This window comes from Acinetobacter sp. YH12152, from assembly GCF_013418285.1.
Taxonomy (GTDB): Bacteria; Pseudomonadota; Gammaproteobacteria; order Pseudomonadales; family Moraxellaceae; genus Acinetobacter; species Acinetobacter amyesii.
This window is the reverse complement of record NZ_VPCH01000037.1, coordinates 1-25,422: the sequence shown is the minus strand read 5'-3', so window position 1 is coordinate 25,422 and position 25,422 is coordinate 1. Positions and strand designations below refer to the sequence as shown.

The window sequence follows — 25,422 nt, the reverse complement described above, 5'->3', positions numbered from 1 at the left end:
TCACCGGGATGAATTAGTGTTCAGCCCATTCTACAGAATTAAGGTCGATACCTTCTTTGTACATATCCCAAAGCGGTGAAAGATCACGTAGTTTTTCAACTGCTGCTTTGGTAATTTCAAGTACATGGTCAATATCGGCTTCAGTGGTGTATTTACCAAAGCTGAAACGAATCGAGCTATGAGCCAATTCATCTGAAAGACCCAATGCACGAAGTACATAAGATGGCTCTAAAGTTGCTGATGTACATGCAGAACCAGAAGATACTGCGCAATCTTTAAGTGCCATCATTAACGATTCACCTTCAACAAAGTTAAAGCTGACGTTTAGATAGTTTGCAACGTTGTATTCTGGGTGACCGTTCAGGAAGACTTGTTCAAGACCTTGCAAGCCATTCCAAAGTTTGTCACGAAGTACACGAATACGAGTTTGTTCGGCATGAAGGTTTTTACCTGCAAGTTCGAACGCTTCGCCCATACCCACGATTTGGTGAGTCGCTAGCGTACCTGAACGCATACCACGTTCATGACCGCCACCGTGCATTTGCGCTTTAATACGTACACGTGGTTGACGACGTACATAAAGAGCACCAATACCTTTAGGACCATAGATTTTGTGGCCAGAGAAGCTCATCAAATCAACTTTCATTGTTGAAAGATCAATTTCTACTTTACCTGCAGCTTGCGCAGCATCTACGTGGAAATAAGTTTTGTTTGCACGAGTCAATTCACCGATTGCAGCTACATCTGTAGTTGTACCGATTTCATTGTTCACCATCATCAAAGATACAAGAATCGTATCTGGACGAAGGGCAGCCTGAACCATTTCAGGTGTAATTAAACCTGTTTTTGCTTCTGGCTCAAGATAAGTAATTTCGAAGCCTTCTTCTTCAAGCTCGCGGCAAGTATCAAGAATTGCTTTATGTTCAATTTTACTTGTAATAATGTGCTTGCCTTTAGATGCATAGAACTGAGCAATACCTTTAAGCGCAAGGTTGTCAGATTCAGTTGCACCAGAAGTCCAAACGATTTCGCGTGGATCAGCTTTTACTAGATTAGCAACTTGTTCACGTGCATATTCTACTTTTTCTTCTGCCTGCCAGCCGTAAGCATGAGAACGAGAAGCTGCATTACCAAAAGTACCGTCAAACGTTAGACATTCCATCATACGTTCTGCGACTTGAGGGTCTACAGGTGTAGTTGCTGCATAGTCAAGATAAATAGGACGCTTCATGTCAAATACCTGTAACCGATAAAAGGGCTGAATCAAAGTTTGCTGAATTTTGACGAATAGATACGGTTTGAACGTTATCGCGTGCTACAAGGTCAGCAAGGGTGATTTTTGCAAGATAATCGGCAATGTGGTGGGAGAGTTCCTGCCATAAATCGTGAGTCAAGCACATTGCACCATTTTGGCAGTTGCCTTTGTGGTCACAACGGGTTGCATCAACTGTTTCATTTACAGCTTCAATAATTTCCAAAACAGTGATGTCTTCAGCACTACGAGCTAGGTGATAACCACCGTTTGCTCCACGGATGCTGGAAACTAAGCCGTGACGCTTTAATTTTGCAAATAACTGCTCAAGATAGGCCACTGAAATGGTTTGACGAGCTGCAATTTCTGCAAGAGTGATCGTTTGTTCAGTTGGCTGCAAAGCTAAATCAAGTAGAGCAGTCACTGCGTAGCGACCGCGAGTTGTTAAGCGCATGATTCGATACACATGTTAAGTCTAGATGTGCAGATTTTATGAATCCTGACTAAAATAGTCAAGTTTTTTTGAGATTGTTTATTTGTTTTATTTTGTCTGAAAAATTATGTATTTATTTGAACCACACATTATACACTAATAACGTTATTAAAAGAACAGATATTAGACTAAAAGCGATATTAATCCGCTTTTGACGACGTTCGATACGCTTAATACGGTTTTTATATTGTTTAACTTCAACTTGCAGTGTGTTGATTTTAGAGCGTTGCTGTTCGATTTTTTCTAAAAGTGGGGCAATACGTTTTTTTGACGCAACGATATCGTTTTCTTCGACAGGTTCAGACAGCCAGTGTTTCCAGTCAGATAAAATTTTGGGCACACTAAATAATGAAACCAGATCACGAAATTCATCTTTTAGAACCACATCACCATCGATACGCATGGTTTTGATGCTTTTACGATTACCAAATACAAAAATTTTTACCAAATCTATTAGTGTCGTGCGGACATCAAGGTCGATGGCTTTATCTGGAGATTTCGTGTCGAACAGAATACCGTGCTCAGTAAACTGAACATAAAAATCAAAATAAGGGATGTAGCTATTTATTTTCAGTGCGACTTTTTGATCAACAAATTTTTTAGCTTGTAATGCTACAACACGGTCATGTTTTAAAATGAAAGTAAAAATCGTTTCTAAAACAATCAGGGTCATAGTAAGCAACAAATGTGGTTGAGCTTGTGTTTGTTGCGTATCACTCATAAAAAAAATGTCCTTGTTAAAATCTGAAAGCACTGGAAACTGAGCATCCTGCTCTAGAGGAACTTAGAATATACCAAAAAGTTGGTAATTCACCAGCTTTGTAGAACAGTTTAATCAATCTATCAAGTCATATGTTTGCTATTATGTTGTTAAAATGAAGAATCACATGTTGCTGTGCACATAAAATAATCAGGAGAAGTGCGGATTATGGAAAATACAGAAGGCATAATTGACGATGCACAAGAAACATCAGAAAAGCCGGCTAAAACTCGCGTACGTAGTCATTCTGATCGTCGCTCTAAAATGGATTTTCGCAAATATACCAAACAGATTTGGTTGGCTGGATTAGGTGCTTTTTCACGTGCTGAGGGTGAAGGAAATAAGCTTTTTGACTCTTTAGTCAAAGTTGGAGAGGAGCTTGAGTCCAAAACGATTGATATTGCAGATCAAACTGTCGAAAAAGTTTCAGAAAAAGCCAAAGAATCTGTAACCGATACGAAAGATAAAGTAGAAAAAATTTTAGATAATGGTGTTAATCATTCTTTAAACCGTTTAGGATTGGTGACTGTAAAGGATTTACAGCACTTAGAAAGGCTTATACTTCAATTACATACTAAAGTTGACCAATTGGCCGAAGAAAATGCCCAACTGAGGGCCGAAATACTAAAAAAACACTAACTTTTTTACTATTATCGAATTTTCAAGGTTTTTTTCGTCAAAAAATTCTATAAAAAGAGGTTGATGAGTATTGCGTTTAACCCTAAAGCATTGCTATAAAGGCGTTATGGCGTTTTATACAAATTCTTGAACCTTAAATAAACGATATTAAGAGGACGTAATTTTCATGAATAAATCAGAATTAATTGATGCAATTGCCGAAAATGGGGGATTATCTAAGGCCGATGCCGGTAAAGCTTTAGATGCTACAATTGCTGCAGTTACCAATGCATTAAAAGCTGGTGATACAGTTACTTTAGTTGGTTTCGGTACTTTCAGCGTTAAAGAACGCGCTGCACGTACTGGTCGTAACCCACAAACTGGTGCGACTTTAGAAATCAAAGCAAGCAAAGTTCCTAGCTTCAAAGCTGGTAAAGGCTTGAAAGATTCTGTAGCTTAATCTTATTAAGCACATGAGACGCGCCATTATTTGGCGCGTTTTTTATTGGTAAATGTGATTAATTGATATATCGCATTCATTCATCTCGGGTTTTCGGTTAAAATTCACCGCAAATAAAATATTGGAATACTTATGGAATCGTTTCGTAAAGTCATTAAGGGTTGGCTGGGCAAGGTCTTGCTCGTTTTGTTTTTGACCCCTTTAGCACTTGTAGGTATTGAAGGATATTTTAGTGGTGGATCTAAAGATGCAGCAAAGACTGTAAACGGTACTGAAATTTCTCAAAAAGAACTCGAAGCACTGACGAACTCATTAAAAGAACAATATCTGGCATATGCTCAGGGTGATGAAACATTATTGAATCAAAATTTCATTAGCAATAAAGCGATGGATACTTTGGTTTCACGCCAATTGTTATTGCAACAAGCTGATAAATTAGGCATTAGCTTGAGTGATGCACAAATTGTGCAAATGATTCATCAGCAGCCAAGCTTCCAAGTCAATGGTCAATTTTCAGATGAAGCGTTTGGGAGATACCTCGAATCGATTGGTATGACAAACCGCACATTCATTGATAATTTACGTAAAGACCATGCTTTAAAAATGTTGTCTACAACATTTATGGAATATGCATTGGTGAGTAAGCTTGATATCTTGCAAATTGCGAACTTACAAACGGAACAACGTAGTATTCAGTTGGCGAGCATTAATCTTGAAAATTACAAGAAAAATGTAAAAGTATCTGATGCTGAAATTGCGGCTTATTATGAGCAGCATAAAAACAAATTTAAGCAAGCAACCAGTGTTGATGCAGATTTTGTCGTATTAACACCTGCCAATATTACTGCACCAGTAGAAGCTGCAACTGATGCTGAATTGAAAGAAGCGTATAACAGCTTTGTTGAGAATGCACAGAAGTCAGTTAAACCACTCGTTAAGCACATCATGATCACTGCGGACAATCGTTCAGATGCCGAAGCTAAAAAACTGGCTGAAAGTGTTCAAGCTAAAATTAAAGCGGGTTTAAGCTTTGACCAAGCTGCAGCGCAATTCTCTGAAGATCCGGAATCTAAAGCAAAAGGTGGTGAACTGGTTGCTTATGAAAAAGGTGTGTTTGGTGATGCGTTTGATGCTGCAGTTGAAGGTGCTCAAGCTGGTCAAGTGACTGCTCCAGTAAAAACAGACAGTGGTTATCACTTGATCGAAAAAGTGGCACCAGCTGTAAAAGTGGCTTCATTTGAACAAGAAAAAGCACGTCTACAAGCAGAAGTCGCTGCTTCGAAAAAAGCCAATGTTTTTTCTGACACTGTAAACAGCCTCAATGACATGGTCGTGAGCAGTGATGCCCTTGATGTCGTGGGTCAAGAAGTGAAAGGCGTAAAAGTACAATCATTGAATGGCTTAACATTAGCATCGCAACATCCAGTTTTAAGTGATGCAAACGTCAAAGTTAAATTGTTTAACGATGATGTTAAAAATGGTGAACGTAATGTTTCATCGAGCATTCAGTTGAAAAACGGTGATGTGGTTTGGGTGAAAGTGCGTAACTATCATGCTGCGGGTGTTCAAACTTTAGCTGAAGCGAAAGCGCATGTGAAAACTCAGCTGATTGAAAAGAAAGCGTCTGATGCTGCAAAAGCCCAAATTCAAGCGACATTAAAAGAGTTTGCTGCAAAACCTGCTGCTTCAGTTGCGAAAGGCAGTTTAAACTTTGAAAATGCGGGTACATTCACTCGTGCGGATGGTTTGTTAAAACGCGAAATTCAACGTGCTGCATTTAGTGTAAAAGCGCCGAAAGCAGGTCATTGGTCTGTTACTACGACTAATCTACCAAATGAATTGGTTGTGGTTGCTGTGACTGCAGTGAACAAACAATCTGATGCGGCATTAACGGGTGAGCAGTTAGATGAGTTAACAAAACTTTATCAACAGCTTCGTGGTCAACAAGAATTTGATGACTACACACGTTATCTAAAAGATCATGCCAAAATTAAATAATTTAGGCAGCTTTAAAAAAACCAGCTTTCGAGCTGGTTTTTTTATGTTTAAGTTTAATGCATCACACTTTAAGAAAAACTTTTAAAAACAAAGATTAAATAAAATTGACTATTTAAATAATTCTCTTAAATTGAGTTTGGGAAGGCAGTTTCCTAAAAAATATAATGATGTGATTTGAGGGTGCTATGCAAAAGATGAGAGATTTAAACAGTATTTTAAAAAATATTTTGGGACAAGTTGAAATAAAGCAGTTGCTGATTCAGGGGAAATCACAGCATCAGCATATTCCCTCAACACCAGAAGTGACAGGACTAAATGACCTTTTAACTGGCACGGCAGAGCCAAAAACATGGGTGATCATTTCGGTCGGTGAAACTTTTACACGGGTCAAAGTGGATAAACAAGGACATTGGCAGATTGAAAATCCACTTAAAGAGGGCGGAGTTGTCACAATTTATGCGGCAAATCATCATGGCTTACGCTCAGAGGCAATAATGATTGCTCCAATTGCAGAGCCAATTGTACTACCGAAGATGCCAGAAATTCTTGAAAAAGGTGAATACTTGATAGGTAAAGCTGAAGCAGGAAATACGGTAGTTGTGACCTATGGTGAGCAAGAGTTTATAACAGTTGCTGATGAAAATGGCGATTGGTCGATGCTCAATCCTTTAACGACCACAGGTGCAATAAGTGTTGTGGCAATTGATCAGGACGGTAATCGTTCTGAGGCGTTGCATACAGCGCAAATCATTTTACCGCAAGCTGTTACGATTTTAGAGTCTGGCGCGGTGATATCAGGTACTGCCGCACCAAATACGACAGTTGTGATTGAGTCGGATCAAGCGGTCTATCGTATTCAGGTCGATGAAAATGGTGATTGGTCAATAGAAAATCCAGTGGCAAATGGTGGCATGTTGATGATTGTTGTGGAAGATCAATTTGGTCAGCAATCTCCTGCGATTGGCTTGGCATTTCCATTTATTCAGACCCCGCCTGAAAATCCAAGCTATGTACTGCCAGCGCCAGAAGTGACGCTAAATAGTGAAAAACTCGAAGGTAATGTATTTCAACAGGCTAAAATCATTGTGACAGCCAATGGTCAAGAGTACGTGACGTATGCCAATGAAAGTGGTTTCTGGTCGATGGATAACCCGATTCAAAATGGCGGTTTTGCAACAATCGTGGCGGAAGACAGTCGTGGTGTTCAATCGCCTGAAATCTCAATAGCTAAACTGATACTTGCACAACCTGAATCATCAGCTGAACTTACAGAGATTTTACTGGTAAGTGATGAACTGAGTGATGAACAAACTGAAAACCAAAATGACAGTCAAATTGAGCCGATTCAATCTGTGATCAATCTAGATACGCTTTTACAGGATGCGAATGAAGTCCCAATTGTATTGCACACCGATGAACAGGATTTGATCGCATTGGGCAGCGACGTTTCAAATCCGCCCGCTATACTTCCTGCGCTTGAATATCCAAGCTTACTCATTGAAGCTCCACTGACACCGTCTGATTGGCTTGCTTAGAAATATGAACCAGCTTCCGAGCTGGTTTTTTTTGGTTTAAATTGACAGATATAATTTTTATTTAAAAGATTTGGCATATGAAATATTGACTCTAGCATCGTAGATTGGTGTTCTCAAAAAATAATATGAAAAAAATAACTCATCACAACAAAGGATTAAGCGGATGATATCTCTGTATATGCCTCAATGTAAACGTTTAAAGAACCCGTTATTGCGATGGATGGATCATTATTTTAAACACATGATACAGATGCTACTAACGATTTGCGTTGCCAGTAGTATTCAAGCTGCAGAACTGAACTTTCAAAAAGTTCTAGAGCAGGAAAGAGCTTGGGCGGGCTTGAGCAGTAAAAAAGTCAAAAATAATGAAATCGAGTGGACATATAGTGAAGGAGGAGATCCACGAAAACCGACGCTGTTATTGCTACATGGTTTGTCAGGCACGCGTGATAATTGGAACCGCGTTGCCCGTTATTTAACGCCCAATTATCATGTCATTATTCCAGATCTGCCAGCACATGGAGAAACTATTGTCACAGATCAATTTGATCTATCAATTCCAAATTTAACTGAAAAATTACGACGATTTATTGATGCTGCAAAGTTAGATCCAAATTTACATATCGCAGGGCATTCGATGGGTCGTGCAATTGCCATGCTCTATAGCGCTCAGTATCCCTTAGAAGTGAAATCTTTATTGTTGGTGGATTCGGCTGGTGTCTTTAAGTCGAGCAATACAGCGTATCTAAAAGATACGGCAAAGCTTGCAGAGCTAGTGGTCAGAAAAACCGGTGATTTTGATCGCGTGATGAAGATCGTGATGCAATCTCCGCCTTTTATTCCACAAGAATTAAAAATTGGGCAAGAAAAGTTGATGATAGTTCAGTCTAAACATACCAATAAAATGGTGGAACAACTGCAAAAAATGGCGACCTTGTATACGCCAGAGTCCTTTGCTTTGGCTGCACGAGGCATTGATGCACCTGTGTTTATTATCTGGGGGAAGCAAGATCAGATTATCAATGTTGAAGTGGCAGAAGAACTGAGAAGCTTATTTAAAAAAGCCAAAAAGCCTCTGATTTTAGACCATATTGGTCATATGCCTATCTTAGAAGCGGAGCAGTTAATGGCGTTGCCATATTTAAAGTTTCTTTCAACTGTTCAATGAATCAAATCGGTAAAGTGGGTGAAAAAAAAGCGAGAAATATCTCGCTTTTTTAAACTTAATTAGACACGTTGAGTCGATTTAAGTACGTACTTTAATTTCATAGCCCGTGTATTTACGAATATTGATCACACCGGTATCCAAAATCAGATACTGACCTTTAATCCCTTGTAATTTTCCTCGAATAATCGGTGTTTTGTCCAAATTATGCGATTTGATTTTTTCAGGATATTCGTCTACCGGGTAGATAAATTGGCGTGGCAACTCATCTTCTAGCAGTTCAACGGTTTCATTAAACTCTAAGTTTTGACTAAATTCTTCGCGAATGGTTTGAATTTTTGGTGCGAATTCTTCTACCAATTGGTCGCGAATTTCGATCAGGTTGATTGGTTCTGCTTCACCTTTGAGCAATTTACGCCAATCGGTTTTATCGGCCACATGCGTACCAAACATGACTTCAAGCTTACCAGATAAGCGACGTGAACCAACTTTCATAATCGGCAAAGCTTGCGTCGCACCTTGGTCCAGCCAACGTGTAGGCATTTGACCCAGACGGGTAATCCCCACTTTTAAGGCACTCGAATTGGCTAAATAGACAATATGCGGTTGAAAGCAAACTTCATGGGCAAAATCATCTTCACGACAAGTCCCAAGATGATAATGACAGGTTTCAGGTTTCATAATGCACATATCACAAGATGCCTTAGTCTTCATGCATTTGAAGCAATGACCTTGTGAATATGATTTAGGCGTTTTTGCGCCGCAAGAAATGCAGTAGATATTTCCAGTGGCTTCGATTTCAATTTCTTGGCCAAGGCTAAACGGTAGATCAACTTCTGAGCGATCTAGAATAAATTTATACTCAACATTTGCCTTGTGTGTATGTTGATCAGTTACACTAAGGTCTTTAAGACCTGCATGCATTTTATGGCAAATGCCTTGTAGTTCCATACGAATACTCACTTCATTATTAAGGATGCGGTCAATGGCTGAACAAAATGTCATCACTTCTATGCTAGACGATTTGTCAAAAGAGCAGCCAATTTCAACCGCAATCTGTATTGGTCAGGATCTTGAGCAATACAATCAATTTCATCCAATTCAATGGCAACATTTTAACGTAACTGAGTTTTTAAATCTGCCTTTTACCCAGCGTTTTGACCTTGGATTTGTGATTCTTGATACTGAAACCATGTTGAGTTTGGATCAGCAGCAGAAAACGCAGATGTTGGTAAAATTACGAGACCTATTCGCTAAACGCATCGTAGTGGTGAGTAAATTACACGATGAACAATTATTACGTGCTTTAGGCTTTACTCAGCTCATTGATAAAACCACGCATGAAAGTGATTTTGCTTTATGGCAGTTTAATATTTTGACTTATAAACACATTCCAGATTGGTTTAACTCTAAATTTTGGGCAAATCCTGAAAACTGGGATAAATTCCGTTGGTAACAAATACTTAGCCTGTGAAAAATTGCAAAAATTAACAAACATTTATGATGGAAATGTCTTTTTCCACGTATGCTGTAACTAAGTTTATCTAGGTTTTACTGGGAAAAATAAAATGACAAATTTAAATAATATTGTTGAAATTTTAGCAAAGCAGGCCCTTGGTGGTGCGAACAATCAAAATCAACAAGGTGGCTTGGGCGGTATTTTAGGTTCGGTGTTGGGGCAACTGGGTGCAAATGCAGGCGCTCAAAATACACAAACCAATGCTCAAAACCAAGCGGGTGGTTTGGCTGGAATTCTAGGCTCTGTGTTGGGCCAACTGGGCGGTGCAGCGCAGTCGCAGCAACGTAGTAGTGGTGGCAATGCTTCAACCATTTTAGTTGCAGTGTTACCTCTGGTGCTGGCTTGGATTCAAAAACAAGGTGGCCTACAAGGTGCTTTGGATAAATTACGTGGACAGGGCTTGAGCAGTCAGGTTGATGATTGGGTATCTACAGGCCCTGGCGATAATGCCGCTGTGAATAATCAACAAGTACAAAATTTATTTGATGATGCTGAAGTGGAGCAAGTTGCACAAGAAACACAAACTCAGAAACAAGATGTGTATAGTGCAATTTCAACAGTATTGCCGCAAATTATTGACTCATTGACGCCACAAGCTGGACAAACCAATCAGCAAGAAGCGAATGCTGATATTCAACAAGTGATGAATTTGGTCTCAGGTTTTCTTAAGCGTTAATCAAAATATCGCTTTAGGTATTTAATTGAATACAAGCCAGTGAACACTGGCTTTTTATGACTTGAAAAATGGTAACAATGTGTCGCTAAGATTGTCACTAGGATGGATTAAATAAACGGTTCGACACACTGATTTTTTTGCCAATATAGTGTGATTTTTTTTGACGAATCAAAATGATTTTTGACTGAAATTCTAACTCACCAAACTCTGGTTCAACTTGCACATAATGTAGTTGACCAAACTCATCACGCACACGCGCTTGAGCCGAAAAGCCGGGACGGGCATTTCCACTTGAAATGGTTGCTAGACGACCCAGTAGGTTAACGGTTTGTTTTTTATATTTGGGCGGTACAACCTGATCCAAACAATGAATCATAAATACCGTAAAGAATATGGCAATAATCAACGCAGGTAAAATAAGATAATAAGCGGGAACGAATTGACCTTCTTTAGCGTGAATACAGAACTGAAGTACATAGCCTGCAAAGCTAAAATTCATCAGTAGAAAGAACAAAATCAGAGTCTTGGAAAATTTGACATTCAATAATGCCAATTCTTGTATGCGCTGTGGGGCAATTCTTTTCAAAACTTGGCTAGGACTAATATTGATGTAATAGCCAATGGTTTCAACCATGCCCAATAACAGTACGGCCAATAAACTTAAATGAAAGGGTATTAAGTTATAGTCTGTTAAAAATGCGGACATGGTTGTATTCCAGTGTTTATTCTTCTGTGAGGTAGATTCCACCGTCAGAATGCACGTTAATGTTCACTTTTTCAAGGGCTTGACCTTGGCATGGGCCAGAAATACATTCCCCAGAGTCGACCATAAACAGTGCGCCGTGTGTTGAGCACTCAATAAACTCTTGGTCACGATCTAGAAACTGATTTTCAAGAAACTCAAGTTCCACGTGCAAGTGTGGGCAGTTATTTTGATAAGCGTAAAACATGCCATCACGTTGGGTGATAAAAATCGTTTCACCTTCAGGCGTTTCGAATGATCGTGCTTCACGTTCAGGCACATCATCCGTCATGCAAATTTTAAACATTAAGCACATTCCTTCTGAAATGATTGTAAAAGCTGAGCATAGTCTTCAACTGCTAGGCGTGGACCAAACTGAGCCACAACTTCACTTGAGATCAAGATGGCAAGTTCAGCAGCCGTTTGATAGTCATGACCTGCATTGAGTGCGTATAGGAAAGCACCAGCAAAAGCATCACCAGCACCATTGGTATCTACTGCGGTAACTTTACGACCTGGCACGGTAAATGTTGCGGCTTCATTATGAATTAAGGCACCTTTGGCACTTAATGTAATGACAATGTGTTTGCTTAGTGATTGCAATTTCGTAAGTGCAGCATCTAAATGATCTGTTTCTGTATACATCAGTGCTTCTTGTTCATTACAGAACAATAAGTCCACGCCATCATCGAGTAATTCATCTAGACCTTGACGTGCATATTGCACCATTGCTGGATCAGATAAGGTCAATGCAATTTGTACACCATTGGCTTTGGCGATTTGGCGTGCTTGTTTTACCGCAAGGCGTGCGCTGTCTGATGTTGAAAGATAACCTTCGATATATAACCATTTCGCAGTATTTAAGCTGCCAAAATCAATTTGGCTATCAGTCAATTCCGCAGTAATACCGAGGTAAGTATGCATCGTACGTTCAGAATCAGGGCTGACCAATACCATGCATGTGCCAGTTACACCTTCACTGATTGATTGAGTTGCAGTTTGGATGCCAGCGTCGTTTAAACCATTTAGGTAAATTTGACCTAAGTCATCATTGCCGACACGACAACCATAAAATGCAGTTCCGCCTAAAGCACTAAAAGCAACCGTTGTATTTGCTGCAGAACCACCAGAAGCTTGACCTTTATATTCTTGAGTGGCTTTTAGATTGTTATAAAGGGCTGCTTGAGTATCGCCATCTGTCAGTTGCATCGTACCTTTTTGCAGATTGTGTTGAATTAGGAATTCGTCAGAGACTTTAAATTCTTGGTCAATAAGTGCATTACCAATTGCAAAAAGGTCAACAGTTGCCATGTTGTATGTTCACATCAAAAAAATGAAAGTGCTAAGTTTACACGAATGCTCAGGATTGCTGTAGTTTGTTGAAAAAAATTCAATTAAAGGACAAGTGTGTATAAAAATCGGGCAAATCCATTATATTTTTACATTTTTTTTGAATTAGTTGCCGTTTTAATCAGCTTTGCTATTGTGCAAATCGAAAAATTTTACTTTTATAGAGCTATAGGGTGTTCAGACTGAATCAAGATGATTTGGTCATCATAAATAGATAACAGATTAAAAGTGTGAATATATGGAAATTACGATTCGTCCAGCAGAGCAACTTCCTGCTCAAATCGAAAATATTGCTGCTTTGGCGCAGCATGAAGGCTATACATTTATACACCGTTTAATTGAAGAATATCAAAGTGGTAAAAATCGTTTTGACCAAACGGGTGAGCAATTATTGCTTGCTTATGATGGCGATAAATTAATTGCTTGTGGCGGTTTAAATCAGCAATGGGGTGATACTGGTGTAGAAGAACGGATTGGACGAGTTCGCCGTTTCTATGTGCATCCGCAGTACCGTCAGCATGGCGTGGGTAAGCAGCTATTGGTGGAATTGGAAAAGGGTGCGAAAAAGCATTTTTCTGCACTGTGCTTAAATACAGAACTTAAAAATGCTGCAAAATTCTATCAAAAGCAGAATTATGTCTATGTTGAAAGTCATCCAAATTATAATTATTTCAAATATCTAGTTTAGTTTTAAATCCAAAAATAGACTCTAAATACTGTAAATGAAGCATCCGATATCGGGTGCTTTTTTTTCATTTAGTAATTCAAAAAAAGAGTGCTTTATTTTAAGCAAAGTTTTAAGCAAAAATTCATTTTAGTTATCGAAGATATAAGCATCAAAATAACTGCATAGAGTGATGCATATGCAAGTGTATGAGCTACAAGACTACGTTAAAAAGTCCCTGAGATTACCGCACTGTTTTGGTTGACCAAAATTTTTGCGACCATCTTTGGTGAAACCAGTGTTGATGCATTGTCCATGTCCTTAAATTTGGGCTATTTACTCAGTACCTTTATTTTCGCAGGCATATTTATAAGTCTGCTATATTTTCAAATACAGTCAAAAGCATATAAATCTTATTTATATTGGGCCACGATTATTGCCAGTATCACGGTCGGTACGACCTTAGCGGATTCTGTAGATCGTTCTTTAGGGATTGGCTACTTGGGTGGTAGTTTGCTATTTCTGAGTTTGGTGCTCATATCGCTTTTCAGCTGGTATCAGGTCGAAGGGGCAATTAATCCGAGTGTAGAGAATTTGCCGCGAACACAGATCTTTTATTGGTTGACGATTACATTTTCTCAAACGCTAGGTACAGCTTTGGGGGACTGGACTTCCGATAGTACAGGATTAGGCTATAGCGGTGGCATTTGGCTATTTTGTGGTTTAATTCTATTGATGGCGTTGTTGTACTTTTTTAGTCGGGTCTCAAAGACGATTTTATTTTGGGCTACTTTTGTTTTGACACGTCCATTGGGCGCAGTTGTCGGCGATTTTCTAGACAAGCCAATCAGTTCAGGTGGATTGGATCTAAGTCGCTTTATGGCTTCTTTTGTACTGTTGTTGGCGATTGTGATTTGTGTCTATTGGTCAATACGAAATGATAGGCAATCCATAAAACCAGTCTAAATGTTTTAGTGCGAAAACAAGTGATTTTTAAAATTAAAGTTCAAGTTGATTAAAACAGTTGGAAATGTCGTTTCGGTGAATCTAGTTGTGATTTTTTAAGGTATACTTTGCCTAATTTAAATGAATAGATTAGGAGCACACATGACTGTAGATGTCACTGAAACCATTTCTCAAACTGTACATCCCGCGTTTCAGTTGATTCGTCAACATCATGTTGAAGCTTTAGACATTTTAGTGTCTGAATATAAACACAAAGTGACTGGCGCGGTGCATTATCACTTAGCCACAAACCATGATGAAAATGTATTTTTAGTTGCCTTCCGTACGCAGCCGATGGATTCAAAAGGTGAGGCGCATATTCTTGAGCATACAGCACTGTGTGGTTCAGAAAAGTTCCCTGTACGTGACCCATTCTTTTTAATGATTCGCCGTTCACTCAATACGTTTATGAATGCGTTTACCGCAGCGGATTGGACGGCTTATCCATTTGCAACACAAAATAAAAAAGATTTCCAAAACTTGTTAGAAGTTTATATGGATGCTGCTTTTGCTGCGAATTTGAACCCGCTTGATTTTGCGCAAGAAGGGATTCGTATTGAGCTAGAAAATGGCGAAGCAGTATATAAAGGCGTGGTATTTAATGAAATGAAAGGTGCCATGAGTTCACCTTCAGATCAGTTGTATCACCAACTTGCCCATCATTTATTCCCAGAAACGACATATCATTACAACTCAGGTGGTGATCCTAAAGACATTCCTGACTTAAGCTATGAAGAGTTGGTCAGTTTCTACAAATCACATTATCACCCAAGTAATGCGGTGTTCATGACTTTTGGTAATGAGCCTGCTTATAACTTACAAGAACAGTTTGAAACGCTTGCTTTGTCAAAATTTGAAAAAGGTCAAACGCTGTATTCAAAACCTGAGCGTCGTTTAACTGCGCCTGTAACTGTAACTGAAACGTATGCAGTTGATGCTGAAGACCTCAAAGACAAAACCTATCATGTGCTTTCTTGGTTATTGCCTGAAGCAAGTAATATTAAATTACGTTTAGGTATGCGTTTGGTTGAGGGGGTATTGCTTGAAGATTCTGCTTCACCATTACGTCATTACTTAGAAACCTGTGGTTATGCACAGTCGACTGGTCCATTTATGGGCGTAGATGACTCAAACTATGAAATGACGTTCTACTGTGCAATTCAAGGTTCAAACCCTGAGCATGCAGAACAATTTAAAAATGGCGTGTTTAAAGTATTAGAAGACGTTGCGGCTAAGCCTGTTGATTCGGCTTTAGTTGAAGCGATTTTGCATCAGATTGAATTGCATCAGCGTGAAATTAATGGTGATGGTACACCATATGGCCTAAGCTTAATTCTGAATGGTTTAAGCAGTGCGATTCACCATTCAGACCCTGTGGATGTCTGGGATGTGGATACGGCCATTGAACAAGTGAAGGAAGAGTTGAAAGACCCAATGTGGTTATCCAACTTAATCAAAACTTACTTGCTTGATAATCAACATCGTGTGCAATTAACTTTGGTTCCAGATGCTGAAAAAAATGCTTTGGAAGCGGCAGCAGAAAAAGCACGTTTAAAAGAAATAGATGCGAACTTAACTGAAGCGCAAAAAGCAGAGATTATTGCGCAGACTGAAGCATTGAACATTCGTCAAGATACGCCGGATGATTTGAATCTCTTGCCTAAAGTAGGTTTAGAAGATGTTCCTGCGCAGTTACAGATTGTACAAGGTCAATTACGTGAAATTATCAGTAATGGATTAGATACGCCGTTAAATCTTTACCACGCAGGCACCAATGGTCTCTACTACCAACAAGTTTTGATTCAGATTCCTGATGAAGTGGTGCAATCGCCGTATTTCAACCTCTTGTCGATTTTGATGGGTGAAGTTGGTGCAGGTGAATACGACTACTTAGAGCTACAACAGTTGCAAACAGCTGTGAGTGGCGGTTTAGGTATGGGTGCGTCGCTGCGTTCAAAAGTGGACGACAAAGGTCAAATTAGTGCTTGGCTGACTCTAACCACTAAATCATTGGTGAATAATCTTGAAGCTATTCGCTTATTGAAATTGGCTTTTGAACAGCTACGTTTTGATGAGAAAAACCGTATCGTAGAGTTATTGCAACAACGTAAAGCACGTTGGCAGTCACGTGTTTCTGGCTCTGGTCATAGCTATGCAATGCAAATTGCAGGTCGTCAACATAGTGCATTGGCGTTACGTGATTATCATAATACAGGCCTAGGCGCGCTGAACTGGTTGTCAGAACTTGTCAGCAAAATTGAGCAAGACGACACGGCTTATAATGCCTTGATTGATGAGCTTAAGTTAATTCATAACCGTTTGCTTAAAGCACCAAAACAATTCTTGGTGGTGTGTGAAGAACATCATTCAGACCGATTGGTTGAGGAAGTTCAAACCATTTGGGATAAAGTGGCGATTGACGATAACCCACATGATTTAACTCAAGTGAATTTTGCAGATAGCAACAATGACGAAGCTTGGCTCATTCAAGCCAATGTTCAGTTCTGCGCTTCAGCATATCCTGCGGTGGAAGTGTCGCATCCTGATGCAGCACCTTTAATGATTTTGGCGGCTTATTTGCGTAATGGCTTCTTGCATAGCGCGATTCGTGAAAAAGGTGGTGCTTATGGTGGCGGAGCAAGCTATGACGGTAATGCATGTTCATTCCGTTTCTATAGCTACCGTGACCCACGTTTAGCTGAAACGTTTAAAGATTTTGACGCAAGTGTGCAGTGGCTACTGAATGCTGAACAACAACCGCATCAGCTAGAAGAAGCGATTTTGGGTCTAATTGCTAGCATGGATAAACCGGGGTCACCAGCGGGTGAAGCCATTACAGCTTGTTATGCTTTATTGCATAAACGCACGCCAGCTTTCCGTCAAATGTTACGTGAACGTCTGTTGAATGTGACTTTGGAAGATCTAAAACGTGTTGCTGTGGCGTATTTGGTTGAACAACAACCGACAAAAGCTGTGGTTGCACCGGTGGCTAAGCGAGATGCTTTGGTTGAGCTTGGTTTCGAAATAAAACAAGTGAATTAAAACAAAAAAGGGGTTTTTATGGCGTTCAAATCTCTTGAGCGTACGACATTGCAACTGAGCCTAATTGCGCTCAGTTCAATGTATGTCAATACTGTAAATGCACAAAATGCGGAAGTGGCTGTTAAACCAGCTACCGCTGAAGCATGTGTGGCACTTGAGTCAAATGCAGAGCGATTATCGTGTTATGACGCTTTGTTTAAAGTGCAACCTGCTGAAAAAGAAATGTTGGTCTCTGAGCGTCAAGCCGCACAAGAAATTAAGCCTGAACCGACAGAGAAGCTAACTTTCAAAGAAAAAGTCAGTCATGCGTTTACGGACCGTTTATTTGCTGTAGAAGCACCGAACCTCAATCCAAATCTTTCATTATTGGATAGTCGTTGGGAACTTTCTCCAGAGAGTAAATTGGGGACGTGGAATATTCGTGGCTATCAACCTGTGTATTTAATGCCGGGATATTGGACTTCGGATAAAAATGAACGTCCATCAAGCCCGAATGAAAACAACACGGTACAAGCCGATCAGGAACAAAACCTGAAATCGATGGAAGCCAAATTCCAATTGTCATTAAAAACCAAAGCTGTTGAAAACTTATTTGGTGATAATGGTGATATCTGGTTGGGCTATACCCAGTCTTCTCGTTGGCAAGTCTATAATGAAGACGAATCACGACCATTCCGTGAAACCAACTATGAGCCTGAAGCCAGTCTGGTTTTTCGTACCAACTATGAACTCTTGGGTTTGAACTGGCGTATGCTGGGCTTAACTTTTAACCATCAGTCTAATGGGCGTTCTGATCCTTTATCGCGGAGTTGGAATCGTGTCATGTTAAATCTTGGATTTGAACGTGACAATTTTGCACTGATGTTACGTCCTTGGTATCGTTTCGAAGAAGATACCAAAGATGATAACAACCCTGACATTACCGATTATGTGGGACGTGGGGATTTAACAGCGTTTTATCGTCATAAAGATCATGACTTTAGTTTGATGTTACGTCATTCATTGAAAGGTGGTGATGATTCACATGGTGCGGTGCAGTTCGATTGGACTTTCCCAATCAATGGTAAATTACGCGGCACAGTTCAATTGTTTGATGGCTATGGTGAAAGCCTGATTGACTATAACCATCGGGCAACCTATGTCGGTGTCGGTGTGTCATTAATGAATTGGTTTTAATGATTGCTCAATAATTAATTTACGGACGTAAAAGTAATTTCGCATTTTTAAGATGCTTTTAAGTCTAATCGACGGAGTCTTATATCTAGGGATTGAATAAAGGGATTAGCCTTCGGCTGGAGGTACTCTTACGAAACGTTGTTTCTCATTCGGCAAAATGAGAAGCAAAGCTTCGCAAGGAAACCATCTTGCGGTGCAATGCACCTCACCGACAAAACTCGCTCTCTAGCGTCTATTTACTTAAAGTATCGCAAAAACATTTTTGATTAGAAGTCATCCTGTCTCAAACACTTGCGGATGACCTTACCGCGTATCGTTCTTTCATTTGAATCAAATTACGCTACTGATGTTACTATGTAACATCAGTAAATAAAAAAACCATGCTATGGCGTGGTTTTTTTATAACTGTGAGACAATGTACAAATCAACCGATTTGGATCTCAGAAGGTGGGTGTTTTAACCGACTCTTCTTCGGTGTGGCAATCAGATAGGCCAGTGTTAAGGGGCCAAGTCGACCTGCGAACATTAATAACATCAGGGCGACTAAACTGGCGGGTTGTAAGTCACTGGTGATGCCACGAGATAGGCCAACGGTGCAGGCAGCGGATACTGCTTCAAAGAGTAAGTCTAAAAAGCGTTTATCAGGTTCGAGAAGCAATAGACTGAAAAAGCCAATGAAAATCAACGTTACTGTAATGAAAATTACCGCTAATGCTTTAAAGGTGGTTTTTTCTGAAACAGAGTGGTTAAACACACGCAGTTCATCTTCACGTCTTAAAAAACTGACCACACTGAGTACAACAATAATAAACGTCCCGACTTTGATGCCACCAGCTGTACTGAGAGAACCACCTCCAATAAACATCAGTAACATCGTGACGAGTGATGATGCATCGCTCATGCTTTCCATAGGTAAGCTGTTAAAACCCGAAGAGCGCGGAACCGTTGCATGGAACCACGCGTTGAGGGCTTGGTCACCAAATGACATCGTAGCTAAGGTAGCAGCATTATTGGCTTCTAATAACCAAATGGTGATGAAGGCAAAGACATTTAAACCCGCAATAGTCGATAAAATCAGCTTGCTATTGGTACTGAGTTTTTTCCAACTTTTATTGCGCTTAATGTCCATCAGTACCAAAAAGCCGATACCCCCAATAATGTAAAGCATACTGATGGTAAACGTAATGAAATAACGGTCAGCGAAGCTCATTAAACTATTGGGAAATAATGAAAATCCACCATTATTAAATGCTGAAACACTATAAAAGGCAGCATAAAACAGGGCCTGGTTAAAATTGTATTCTTGCATCCAAGCGATGGTCAAAATAACCGTTCCCACCATTTCAAAAAATAGCGAATAAAGCAGTACGCCTTTAATAGTCATGGTCACTTTGGCAAGACTGGTTTGTCCAATGGTTTCTTGAGCCATAATCTGTTGTTTTAGCCCAATTTTAGGGGACAAACTCATAGCGGCCAATATCGCAAAGGTCATAAAACCGAGACCACCGCATTGTAGTAAACCCATAATCACGACTTTACCAAACACCGTATAGGCTTCGCCGACATTTACAACTGAAAGTCCTGTAATGGTTACGGCAGAGGTCGCTGTAAAGAGGGCATTGATCCAACTTAAATCGCCATGATGTGAATATGGGAGCTTTAACAGCAAGGTGCCAATGATAATGAGCCCAAGAAAACCCAATGCCAAAATACTGGGTGGGCTAAGATTAATGGTATTACGCTGTTTATTGTGCAGTTTCATGTTTTTCTACTGTCATCTTGCGCGATTGTGTGCAAATAGACACGACGCTGATTACAAAGTTGCTTTAAAGTGTTTAGCCAGTCGACGTAAATGTTCGAGTAAACCTTCAACCACTAAAATATCGCCTGTTTGTAAAATCAGGTTCGGATCTAAACTATATTGAAGCTGGGTGCCACGTTTATGCAAAATCGCCTTCACTTCAGGGACATGACCCATTATTTGATTTAGACGCGTGCCTTGTTGTGATTCTTTAATTTCAACTTTCACCAAATAATGATCATCTTCGAGCACCATGTAGCGACTCACCATCGGATAACTCAGTGACTGGGCAACACGGACGCCCATATCTTCTTCAGGATGGATGATTTTGCTGATGCCTAAATGGGTTAAAATCATGTGATGCGCTTTGGACTTGGCTTTGGCCCAAATTTTGTTGATCCCCATGTTTTTAAGATGGAGCACACATAAGATGCTGGCTTCAATATCTTCACCAATTGCGACTACGACGGCTTCACAATTTTGAATATTGAGTTCATGTAAAACGTGCTCATCTGTTGCGTCAGCAATCACTGCATGGGTCAGTTGGTCCGAAATACTTTCAACAAACTTTTTGTTGCTATCGATTCCAATGACATCGTGTTTTAAACCCATGAGTTCAGTGGCTACAGTTGCGCCAAAACTTCCTAAGCCAATCACAGCGAATTGAGCCATGCCGTATTCCTAAATTATTCTAAAGTTATTGAATATGTTGATGTTAGCTTGTTCAGCCTGGAGCGGCTATGGAAATTTACATAATCCATCTAAACCGAAAAGCTCTAATTTTTAATTTCTTCAGCATTTTGATAGGCATAAAGTTCAACAATATTGGGGCAATTATCCATAACTTGTTGGTATTTAAAAATTTCATAGCCTAATTTATTTTTTAGAATGTATTGAAATTGATGCTGATCTTCTTTAATGACATTTAAGGTGGCTTTACGAACGAGCTCAGAATTGTTCTTTAAACGGTTTAAGCCATCGCATGAAAATTCACGGATGATGGCTTGAACAGGTTCGGGAGCGGTTTGATCACTTAGCTCATCAAAGCGAATATATACAATGTAATTTGGATATTGATTCAACATTTCAGCTTGCGCGGTATAGCCGTAAATATTTTCTAGATTTTGCGTACGGGACTGATTTGGAATTTGTTTCATACTTTGACGAATCTTATCTTCCTCTTGCTTAAGTTGATAAGCCGGATATGCATAAAAATATCCACCTAAACCTACAATAGCGATCATAAATAAGGCATAAAAATTCAATTTTAAATATCCATTTTGTTTTATTTTCAATGGATTATAGGGTATGGTTAAATTAACAACAATGACAGCGTTGATGAATTAATTTGATGAATTTATTTATTTTGATTCAGGAAATAGTTGATGCAAATAAAAAAGCTGGAACCTAGATCCCAGCTTTCATATAGAAATTTTACTTATTTCAAGAAACGTTGATAACCGAGGTTATTGGTAATCTCAACATATGGATAGGTAATATTTTCCAATGTTTCAATCAAACCATCTGGGTTTTGTTTCGCATCCGTTGCTTCCATACCCACCAATACACGACCTTCCGCAGCACCGTGGTTACGGTAGTGGAATAGGGTGATGTTATGCGTTGGGCCTAGACGTTCTAAGAAAGTCAGTAATGCGCCTGGACGTTCAGGGAATTCCACGCGGAATAGGCGTTCATTCTCGATATCGGCATGACCGCCAATTAAATAACGGATATGCAGTTTAGCCACTTCATCATCAGAAAGATCGTCTACATCGTATTGGAATTTTAAGGTTTCAAAAATTTCCTGACGTTCTTTTTCGCCATTTTTGAGACTAATACCCACAAACACTTGAGCGGCACTTGAGTAGCTTGCGCGGTAGTTAAACTCAGTGATGTTACGGCCTTGTAGTGCGCGGCAGAATTGGAGGAATGAACCTTTTTCTTCTGGAATGGTCACAGCAAAGATCGCTTCTTTACGTTCACCCAGTTCAGTACGTTCTGCAATGTAGCGCAGACGGTCAAAGTTCATATTAGCGCCGCATACAATCGACACCATATTTTTATTTTCTAGACCATGCTCTGCAACATACTTCTTAATACCTGCAAGCGCCATTGCACCTGACGGTTCTACAATGCTGCGGCATTCATCAAAGGTATCTTTAATCGCTGCACAGATTTCATCGGTATTTACCAGTACAACTTCACGCTCAACAATTGGGCCTGAGTTATCTGATTTTTGTAGCTGAATCACTTCAAATGGTTTTTCACCAATTTGTGCAACTGCTGTACCGTCGGCAAATAAACCTACAGATGGAAGAATGACACGTTCATTGGCTTCAAAGGCTGCTTTTAAACATGCAGATTCGTCATATTCAACTGGAATAACTTTAACATGCGGTGCTACATCACCTAAATAAGCAGCTACACCGGCAATGAGACCGCCACCGCCCACAGCAACAAATACATAGTCTACATCACGCCATTGACGCAAAATTTCGTTGGCAATGGTTCCTTGACCGGCCATAACGAGTTCGTCGTCATAAGGTGGAATAAAGGTCATACCTTCATCTTTTGCACATTGGATTGCGTATTTATTGGCTACGTCAAAAGAATCGCCATGCAGAACCACTTCACCGCCTAAGCGTTTAACCGCTTGTACTTTAATGTCTGGTGTGGTTTTAGGCATAACAATAATGGCGCGAATACCTAACTTTTTACCAGATAACGCCACGCCTTGAGCATGGTTACCTGCAGAAGCAGTAATAACGCCACGTTCCAACTGAGATTTCGGTAATTGACTAATACGGTTGTAGGCACCGCGTAGTTTGAAAGAAAAGACAGGTTGTAAATCTTCGCGTTTAAAGCGAATGTTATTGTTTAGTTTTTCACTAATTCGTGGCGCTGCTTCGAGTGGGGTTTCGATTGCAACGTCATAGACCGTTGCCTGTAATATTTGTCGAACCAAACGAGACAGCATGTTAATTTTCCATCTAACAGTTTAAAATAGGGGTTTATTGTAACAAACCCCTGTACATTTGGGCTGAAAAATCAGCGTCTAATGTCAAAAAATAGTTGAGCCAAGTTATGAGTCTGTATGCAACCCAAGATGAAAAGAAACAAGCTGCCGCAAAAGCTGCGTTAAAGCATTTGCCAAAGGGCGGTATTTTGGGTGTTGGTACAGGAAGTACTGTGAACTTCCTCATCGAATTATTGCCAGAGCTTCAACTCGAAGCTGCGGTTGCCAGTTCTGAAGCAACTGCACAACGTTTGAAAAAATTAGGCATTGAAGTGGTTGATATGAACCATGTTGGTGGTTTAGATGCCTATGTGGATGGCGCAGATGAAATCGACCGTCATATGCACATGATTAAAGGCGGCGGCGCTGCGTTGACTCGAGAAAAAATCGTGGCGTCTATTGCGAAAAAATTCGTTTGTATCGTAGATGATTCTAAATGGGTTGATCAGTTGGCACGTGAATTTCCGCTTCCTGTAGAAGTGATTCCAATGGCACGTTCTGCTGTGGCACGTAAAATCGTTTCTTTGGGCGGTGACCCAGTTTACCGTGAAGGTGTGGTAACGGATAACGGAAATGTAATTTTAGATGTTCATAACCTCAATATCTTAAATGCGTTGGAACTTGAAAAAACTTTAAACAATATTCCCGGTGTGGTGTGTAACGGTATCTTTGCTTTGAACAAAGCAGATATTGCTGTTGTTGCGACCGATAACGGTATTGAAGAGCGTACAGCGGTTTAATCTATAGAAAATTTAAATGTAAATAGAGTTTCGATTTATATTTAAATTTCTAATGGAAGTTCCCTCTCCTTTGAGGAGAGGGTTAGGGAGAGGTCAATTTAAATGTCCCCCTCATCCTAACCTTCTCCCAGAGGGAGAAGGAACCCTCAATATACTTTTGAAAACTGCTTAAAGTTAAATTTTATGCATTATTAATAAGCTTTTAAAAAGAATAAATGACTCCCAACCTCCCTGAAATTCAAATCACCCGAAAATTACGTGCCACACGCTTAAGATTGCGAGTAGAACCAACTCAAATTAAATTAACAGTGCCGCAATTTTGTACACAGCGCCAAGTTCAAGATTTTCTGAAACAAGCAGAACAATGGATGATTGAGACATGGCAGAAGCAGCAGGAAAAAACAGGGCAGATTGATAAAACGCTTCCAGCTGAATTAAAACTATTCAATTTAGAACAGCCTTTAAAGGTTATTTATAAAACGCAAAAAAACTCATTTATCTTGGATGAAGAAAAGCATCAGCTTTTCATCAGTGATCGGCAGCCTGAGCAATATTTAAAAAGCTTTGTGATTGCTTATGCCAAAGAGTATTTACCAATTTATTTAAAGCAAGTGAGCAGTGAAACAGGCTTAAAATATGGTGAGTGCTCGATTCGTCAGCCCAAAACTCGCTGGGGTAGTTGCTCTGCAAAGCATGACATTATGCTGAATAGCGGCTTGGTGTTGCTCCCATTAGAAATTACGCGTTATGTGGCTGTACACGAGTTAGCGCATACTCAGCATTTTGACCATAGCCCAAACTTTTGGGCTGAAGTCCAAAAGCATGATTCAAACTATAAAGATCATCGGAAAACTTTAAAAAGTGGTGTGATGCCGTGGTGGTGGTGCTAGTATATTTTTCATAAAACCTAAACTGATTGGGTGTATAGTTATGAAAAATAGAAAAATTCTGGGATTAATTTTACTTGCATATTCAGCACCAATTTTTGCAAATAGTTTTCAAGATCGGGATAGCTGGCAAAAAAAAACCGAAGTAATGATGGTTGATGATATTGATCTTAAAACAGATGAGCTGATTGAGCAGGGCTATGTTCCTGTGATGAGTGAAACATTTAAAAGTGTATCTACAAATAGGGGCTACAGCGATAGCATGTGGGACCTGAAAAATAAAGGAAATCAATTGGGGGCACAAATCGTTATTTTCACTAATACGCCTGTAGAGAGTGGAAATTATTATAGGTATAGAAATTCAAAGCCAGATTCATATCCGTTTTTAGTTGGTGATAAGTTGACAAAAATAACTAATCATGCGAAAAGGTTTTTTTAGTTAACAGATGTTCACACATGCCTCGGATTGTTTCTGTACCACTTAGTTTAGAACAGCGAGAACGACTCATTTTTCTGGCCAAAC

25 protein-coding genes and 1 pseudogene are annotated in these 25,422 nt (G+C 39.7%); 15 read left to right on the top strand and 11 right to left on the bottom strand.

Annotation, left to right across the window (positions count from 1 at the left end; genetic code table 11):
- Positions 1-13: 13 nt before the first annotated feature.
- From FTU83_RS12015 to FTU83_RS12005, 3 genes are all read right to left on the bottom strand, one after another.
- A complete protein-coding gene (locus tag FTU83_RS12015; RefSeq protein WP_078188666.1) occupies positions 14-1,231 on the bottom strand; it encodes an IscS subfamily cysteine desulfurase in 1,218 nt (405 codons plus the stop codon).
- 1 nt (position 1,232) lies between these two features.
- Positions 1,233-1,706, bottom strand: coding sequence for an Rrf2 family transcriptional regulator (locus FTU83_RS12010; RefSeq protein ID WP_078188665.1), 474 nt, complete (start codon positions 1,704-1,706; stop codon positions 1,233-1,235).
- 112 nt (positions 1,707-1,818) lie between these two features.
- Complete coding sequence (locus FTU83_RS12005) at positions 1,819-2,466, bottom strand: hypothetical protein (RefSeq protein ID WP_180004651.1); 648 nt, start codon at positions 2,464-2,466, stop codon at positions 1,819-1,821.
- A 207-nt stretch (positions 2,467-2,673) separates the two neighbouring features.
- On the opposite strand from FTU83_RS12005, the gene FTU83_RS12000 reads away from it, so the two are divergent.
- The 5 genes from FTU83_RS12000 (at position 2,674) to FTU83_RS11980 (ending at position 8,284) form a co-directional block, all read left to right on the top strand.
- The gene (locus FTU83_RS12000; protein ID WP_180004652.1) at positions 2,674-3,144 is read left to right on the top strand and encodes a phasin family protein; all 471 of its coding nucleotides are present in this window, start codon (positions 2,674-2,676) and stop codon (positions 3,142-3,144) included.
- Between the two features lie 166 nt (positions 3,145-3,310).
- A complete protein-coding gene (locus FTU83_RS11995) occupies positions 3,311-3,583 on the top strand; it encodes an HU family DNA-binding protein (protein WP_078188662.1) in 273 nt (90 codons plus the stop codon).
- Positions 3,584-3,715: 132 nt separating this feature from the next.
- The gene (locus FTU83_RS11990) at positions 3,716-5,581 is read left to right on the top strand and encodes a SurA N-terminal domain-containing protein (protein WP_180004653.1); all 1,866 of its coding nucleotides are present in this window, start codon (positions 3,716-3,718) and stop codon (positions 5,579-5,581) included.
- Positions 5,582-5,766: 185 nt separating this feature from the next.
- A complete protein-coding gene (locus tag FTU83_RS11985) occupies positions 5,767-7,116 on the top strand; it encodes an Ig-like domain-containing protein (protein ID WP_180004654.1) in 1,350 nt (449 codons plus the stop codon).
- Positions 7,117-7,366: 250 nt separating this feature from the next.
- Positions 7,367-8,284, top strand: coding sequence for an alpha/beta fold hydrolase (locus FTU83_RS11980; protein WP_373683057.1), 918 nt, complete (start codon positions 7,367-7,369; stop codon positions 8,282-8,284).
- 78 nt (positions 8,285-8,362) lie between these two features.
- Here the strand turns inward: FTU83_RS11980 and FTU83_RS11975 are convergent, their stop codons facing one another.
- Positions 8,363-9,232: a DUF2797 domain-containing protein gene (locus FTU83_RS11975; protein ID WP_180010156.1), complete on the bottom strand. Its 870-nt coding sequence runs from the start codon at positions 9,230-9,232 to the stop codon at positions 8,363-8,365.
- A gap of 34 nt (positions 9,233-9,266) precedes the next feature.
- Here FTU83_RS11975 and FTU83_RS11970 point away from each other — a divergent pair, with 34 nt between their 5' ends.
- Positions 9,267-9,737 carry a DUF6231 family protein gene (locus FTU83_RS11970; RefSeq protein WP_078188659.1) on the top strand — a complete coding sequence of 157 codons (471 nt, stop codon included), beginning with the start codon at positions 9,267-9,269 and terminating at the stop codon, positions 9,735-9,737.
- Between the two features lie 112 nt (positions 9,738-9,849).
- A complete protein-coding gene (locus FTU83_RS11965) occupies positions 9,850-10,476 on the top strand; it encodes a YidB family protein (RefSeq protein ID WP_180010117.1) in 627 nt (208 codons plus the stop codon).
- Positions 10,477-10,573: 97 nt separating this feature from the next.
- On the opposite strand, the gene FTU83_RS11960 is transcribed toward FTU83_RS11965, so the two are convergent.
- From FTU83_RS11960 to FTU83_RS11950, 3 genes are read right to left on the bottom strand one after another with little or no spacing between them, the layout of a single operon-like run.
- Positions 10,574-11,182 carry an OB-fold-containig protein gene (locus FTU83_RS11960; protein ID WP_168378601.1) on the bottom strand — a complete coding sequence of 203 codons (609 nt, stop codon included), beginning with the start codon at positions 11,180-11,182 and terminating at the stop codon, positions 10,574-10,576.
- 16 nt (positions 11,183-11,198) lie between these two features.
- Positions 11,199-11,525 carry a Rieske (2Fe-2S) protein gene (locus tag FTU83_RS11955; protein ID WP_180004656.1) on the bottom strand — a complete coding sequence of 109 codons (327 nt, stop codon included), beginning with the start codon at positions 11,523-11,525 and terminating at the stop codon, positions 11,199-11,201.
- Complete coding sequence (locus FTU83_RS11950; protein WP_180004657.1) at positions 11,525-12,529, bottom strand: adenosine kinase; 1,005 nt, start codon at positions 12,527-12,529, stop codon at positions 11,525-11,527. The genes FTU83_RS11955 and FTU83_RS11950 overlap by 1 nt, the downstream gene beginning before the upstream one ends.
- 277 nt (positions 12,530-12,806) lie before the next feature.
- Here FTU83_RS11950 and FTU83_RS11945 point away from each other — a divergent pair, with 277 nt between their 5' ends.
- From FTU83_RS11945 to FTU83_RS11930, 4 genes are all read left to right on the top strand, one after another.
- Entirely contained in the window at positions 12,807-13,256 is a 450-nt protein-coding gene (locus FTU83_RS11945) for a GNAT family N-acetyltransferase (RefSeq protein WP_078188654.1), read from the top strand.
- A 237-nt stretch (positions 13,257-13,493) separates the two neighbouring features.
- Positions 13,494-14,198 (top strand): hypothetical protein, encoded by a 705-nt coding sequence (locus FTU83_RS11940; protein WP_257222611.1) that lies wholly within the window; start codon positions 13,494-13,496, stop codon positions 14,196-14,198.
- A 141-nt stretch (positions 14,199-14,339) separates the two neighbouring features.
- Positions 14,340-17,279 (top strand): insulinase family protein, encoded by a 2,940-nt coding sequence (locus FTU83_RS11935; protein ID WP_180106683.1) that lies wholly within the window; start codon positions 14,340-14,342, stop codon positions 17,277-17,279.
- A gap of 18 nt (positions 17,280-17,297) precedes the next feature.
- Positions 17,298-18,455, top strand: coding sequence for a phospholipase A (locus FTU83_RS11930; RefSeq protein ID WP_180106681.1), 1,158 nt, complete (start codon positions 17,298-17,300; stop codon positions 18,453-18,455).
- Between the two features lie 424 nt (positions 18,456-18,879).
- Here the strand turns inward: FTU83_RS11930 and FTU83_RS11925 are convergent, their stop codons facing one another.
- The 4 genes from FTU83_RS11925 to ilvA all read right to left on the bottom strand — a co-directional run bounded on the left by FTU83_RS11925 (position 18,880) and on the right by ilvA (position 23,233).
- Entirely contained in the window at positions 18,880-20,217 is a 1,338-nt protein-coding gene (locus FTU83_RS11925) for a TrkH family potassium uptake protein (RefSeq protein WP_180106679.1), read from the bottom strand.
- Positions 20,218-20,268: 51 nt separating this feature from the next.
- Entirely contained in the window at positions 20,269-20,928 is a 660-nt protein-coding gene (locus FTU83_RS11920; protein ID WP_180106677.1) for a TrkA family potassium uptake protein, read from the bottom strand.
- A 104-nt stretch (positions 20,929-21,032) separates the two neighbouring features.
- On the bottom strand, positions 21,033-21,500 hold the full coding sequence (locus FTU83_RS11915) for a hypothetical protein (protein WP_180007813.1): 468 nt from the start codon (positions 21,498-21,500) through the stop codon (positions 21,033-21,035).
- A 194-nt stretch (positions 21,501-21,694) separates the two neighbouring features.
- On the bottom strand, positions 21,695-23,233 hold the full coding sequence (gene ilvA / locus FTU83_RS11910) for a threonine ammonia-lyase, biosynthetic (protein WP_180106675.1): 1,539 nt from the start codon (positions 23,231-23,233) through the stop codon (positions 21,695-21,697).
- Positions 23,234-23,340: 107 nt separating this feature from the next.
- On the opposite strand from ilvA, the gene rpiA reads away from it, so the two are divergent.
- From rpiA to FTU83_RS17610, 4 genes and pseudogenes are all read left to right on the top strand, one after another.
- Positions 23,341-24,012, top strand: a complete 672-nt coding sequence (gene rpiA / locus FTU83_RS11905; protein ID WP_180004663.1) for a ribose-5-phosphate isomerase RpiA — start codon at positions 23,341-23,343, stop codon at positions 24,010-24,012.
- Between the two features lie 215 nt (positions 24,013-24,227).
- The gene (locus FTU83_RS11900; protein ID WP_180004664.1) at positions 24,228-24,902 is read left to right on the top strand and encodes a SprT family zinc-dependent metalloprotease; all 675 of its coding nucleotides are present in this window, start codon (positions 24,228-24,230) and stop codon (positions 24,900-24,902) included.
- Between the two features lie 40 nt (positions 24,903-24,942).
- Entirely contained in the window at positions 24,943-25,338 is a 396-nt protein-coding gene (locus tag FTU83_RS11895; protein ID WP_180004665.1) for a hypothetical protein, read from the top strand.
- Between the two features lie 17 nt (positions 25,339-25,355).
- Positions 25,356-25,422 (top strand): annotated as a pseudogene (locus FTU83_RS17610) (helix-turn-helix domain-containing protein); the annotation flags it as partial.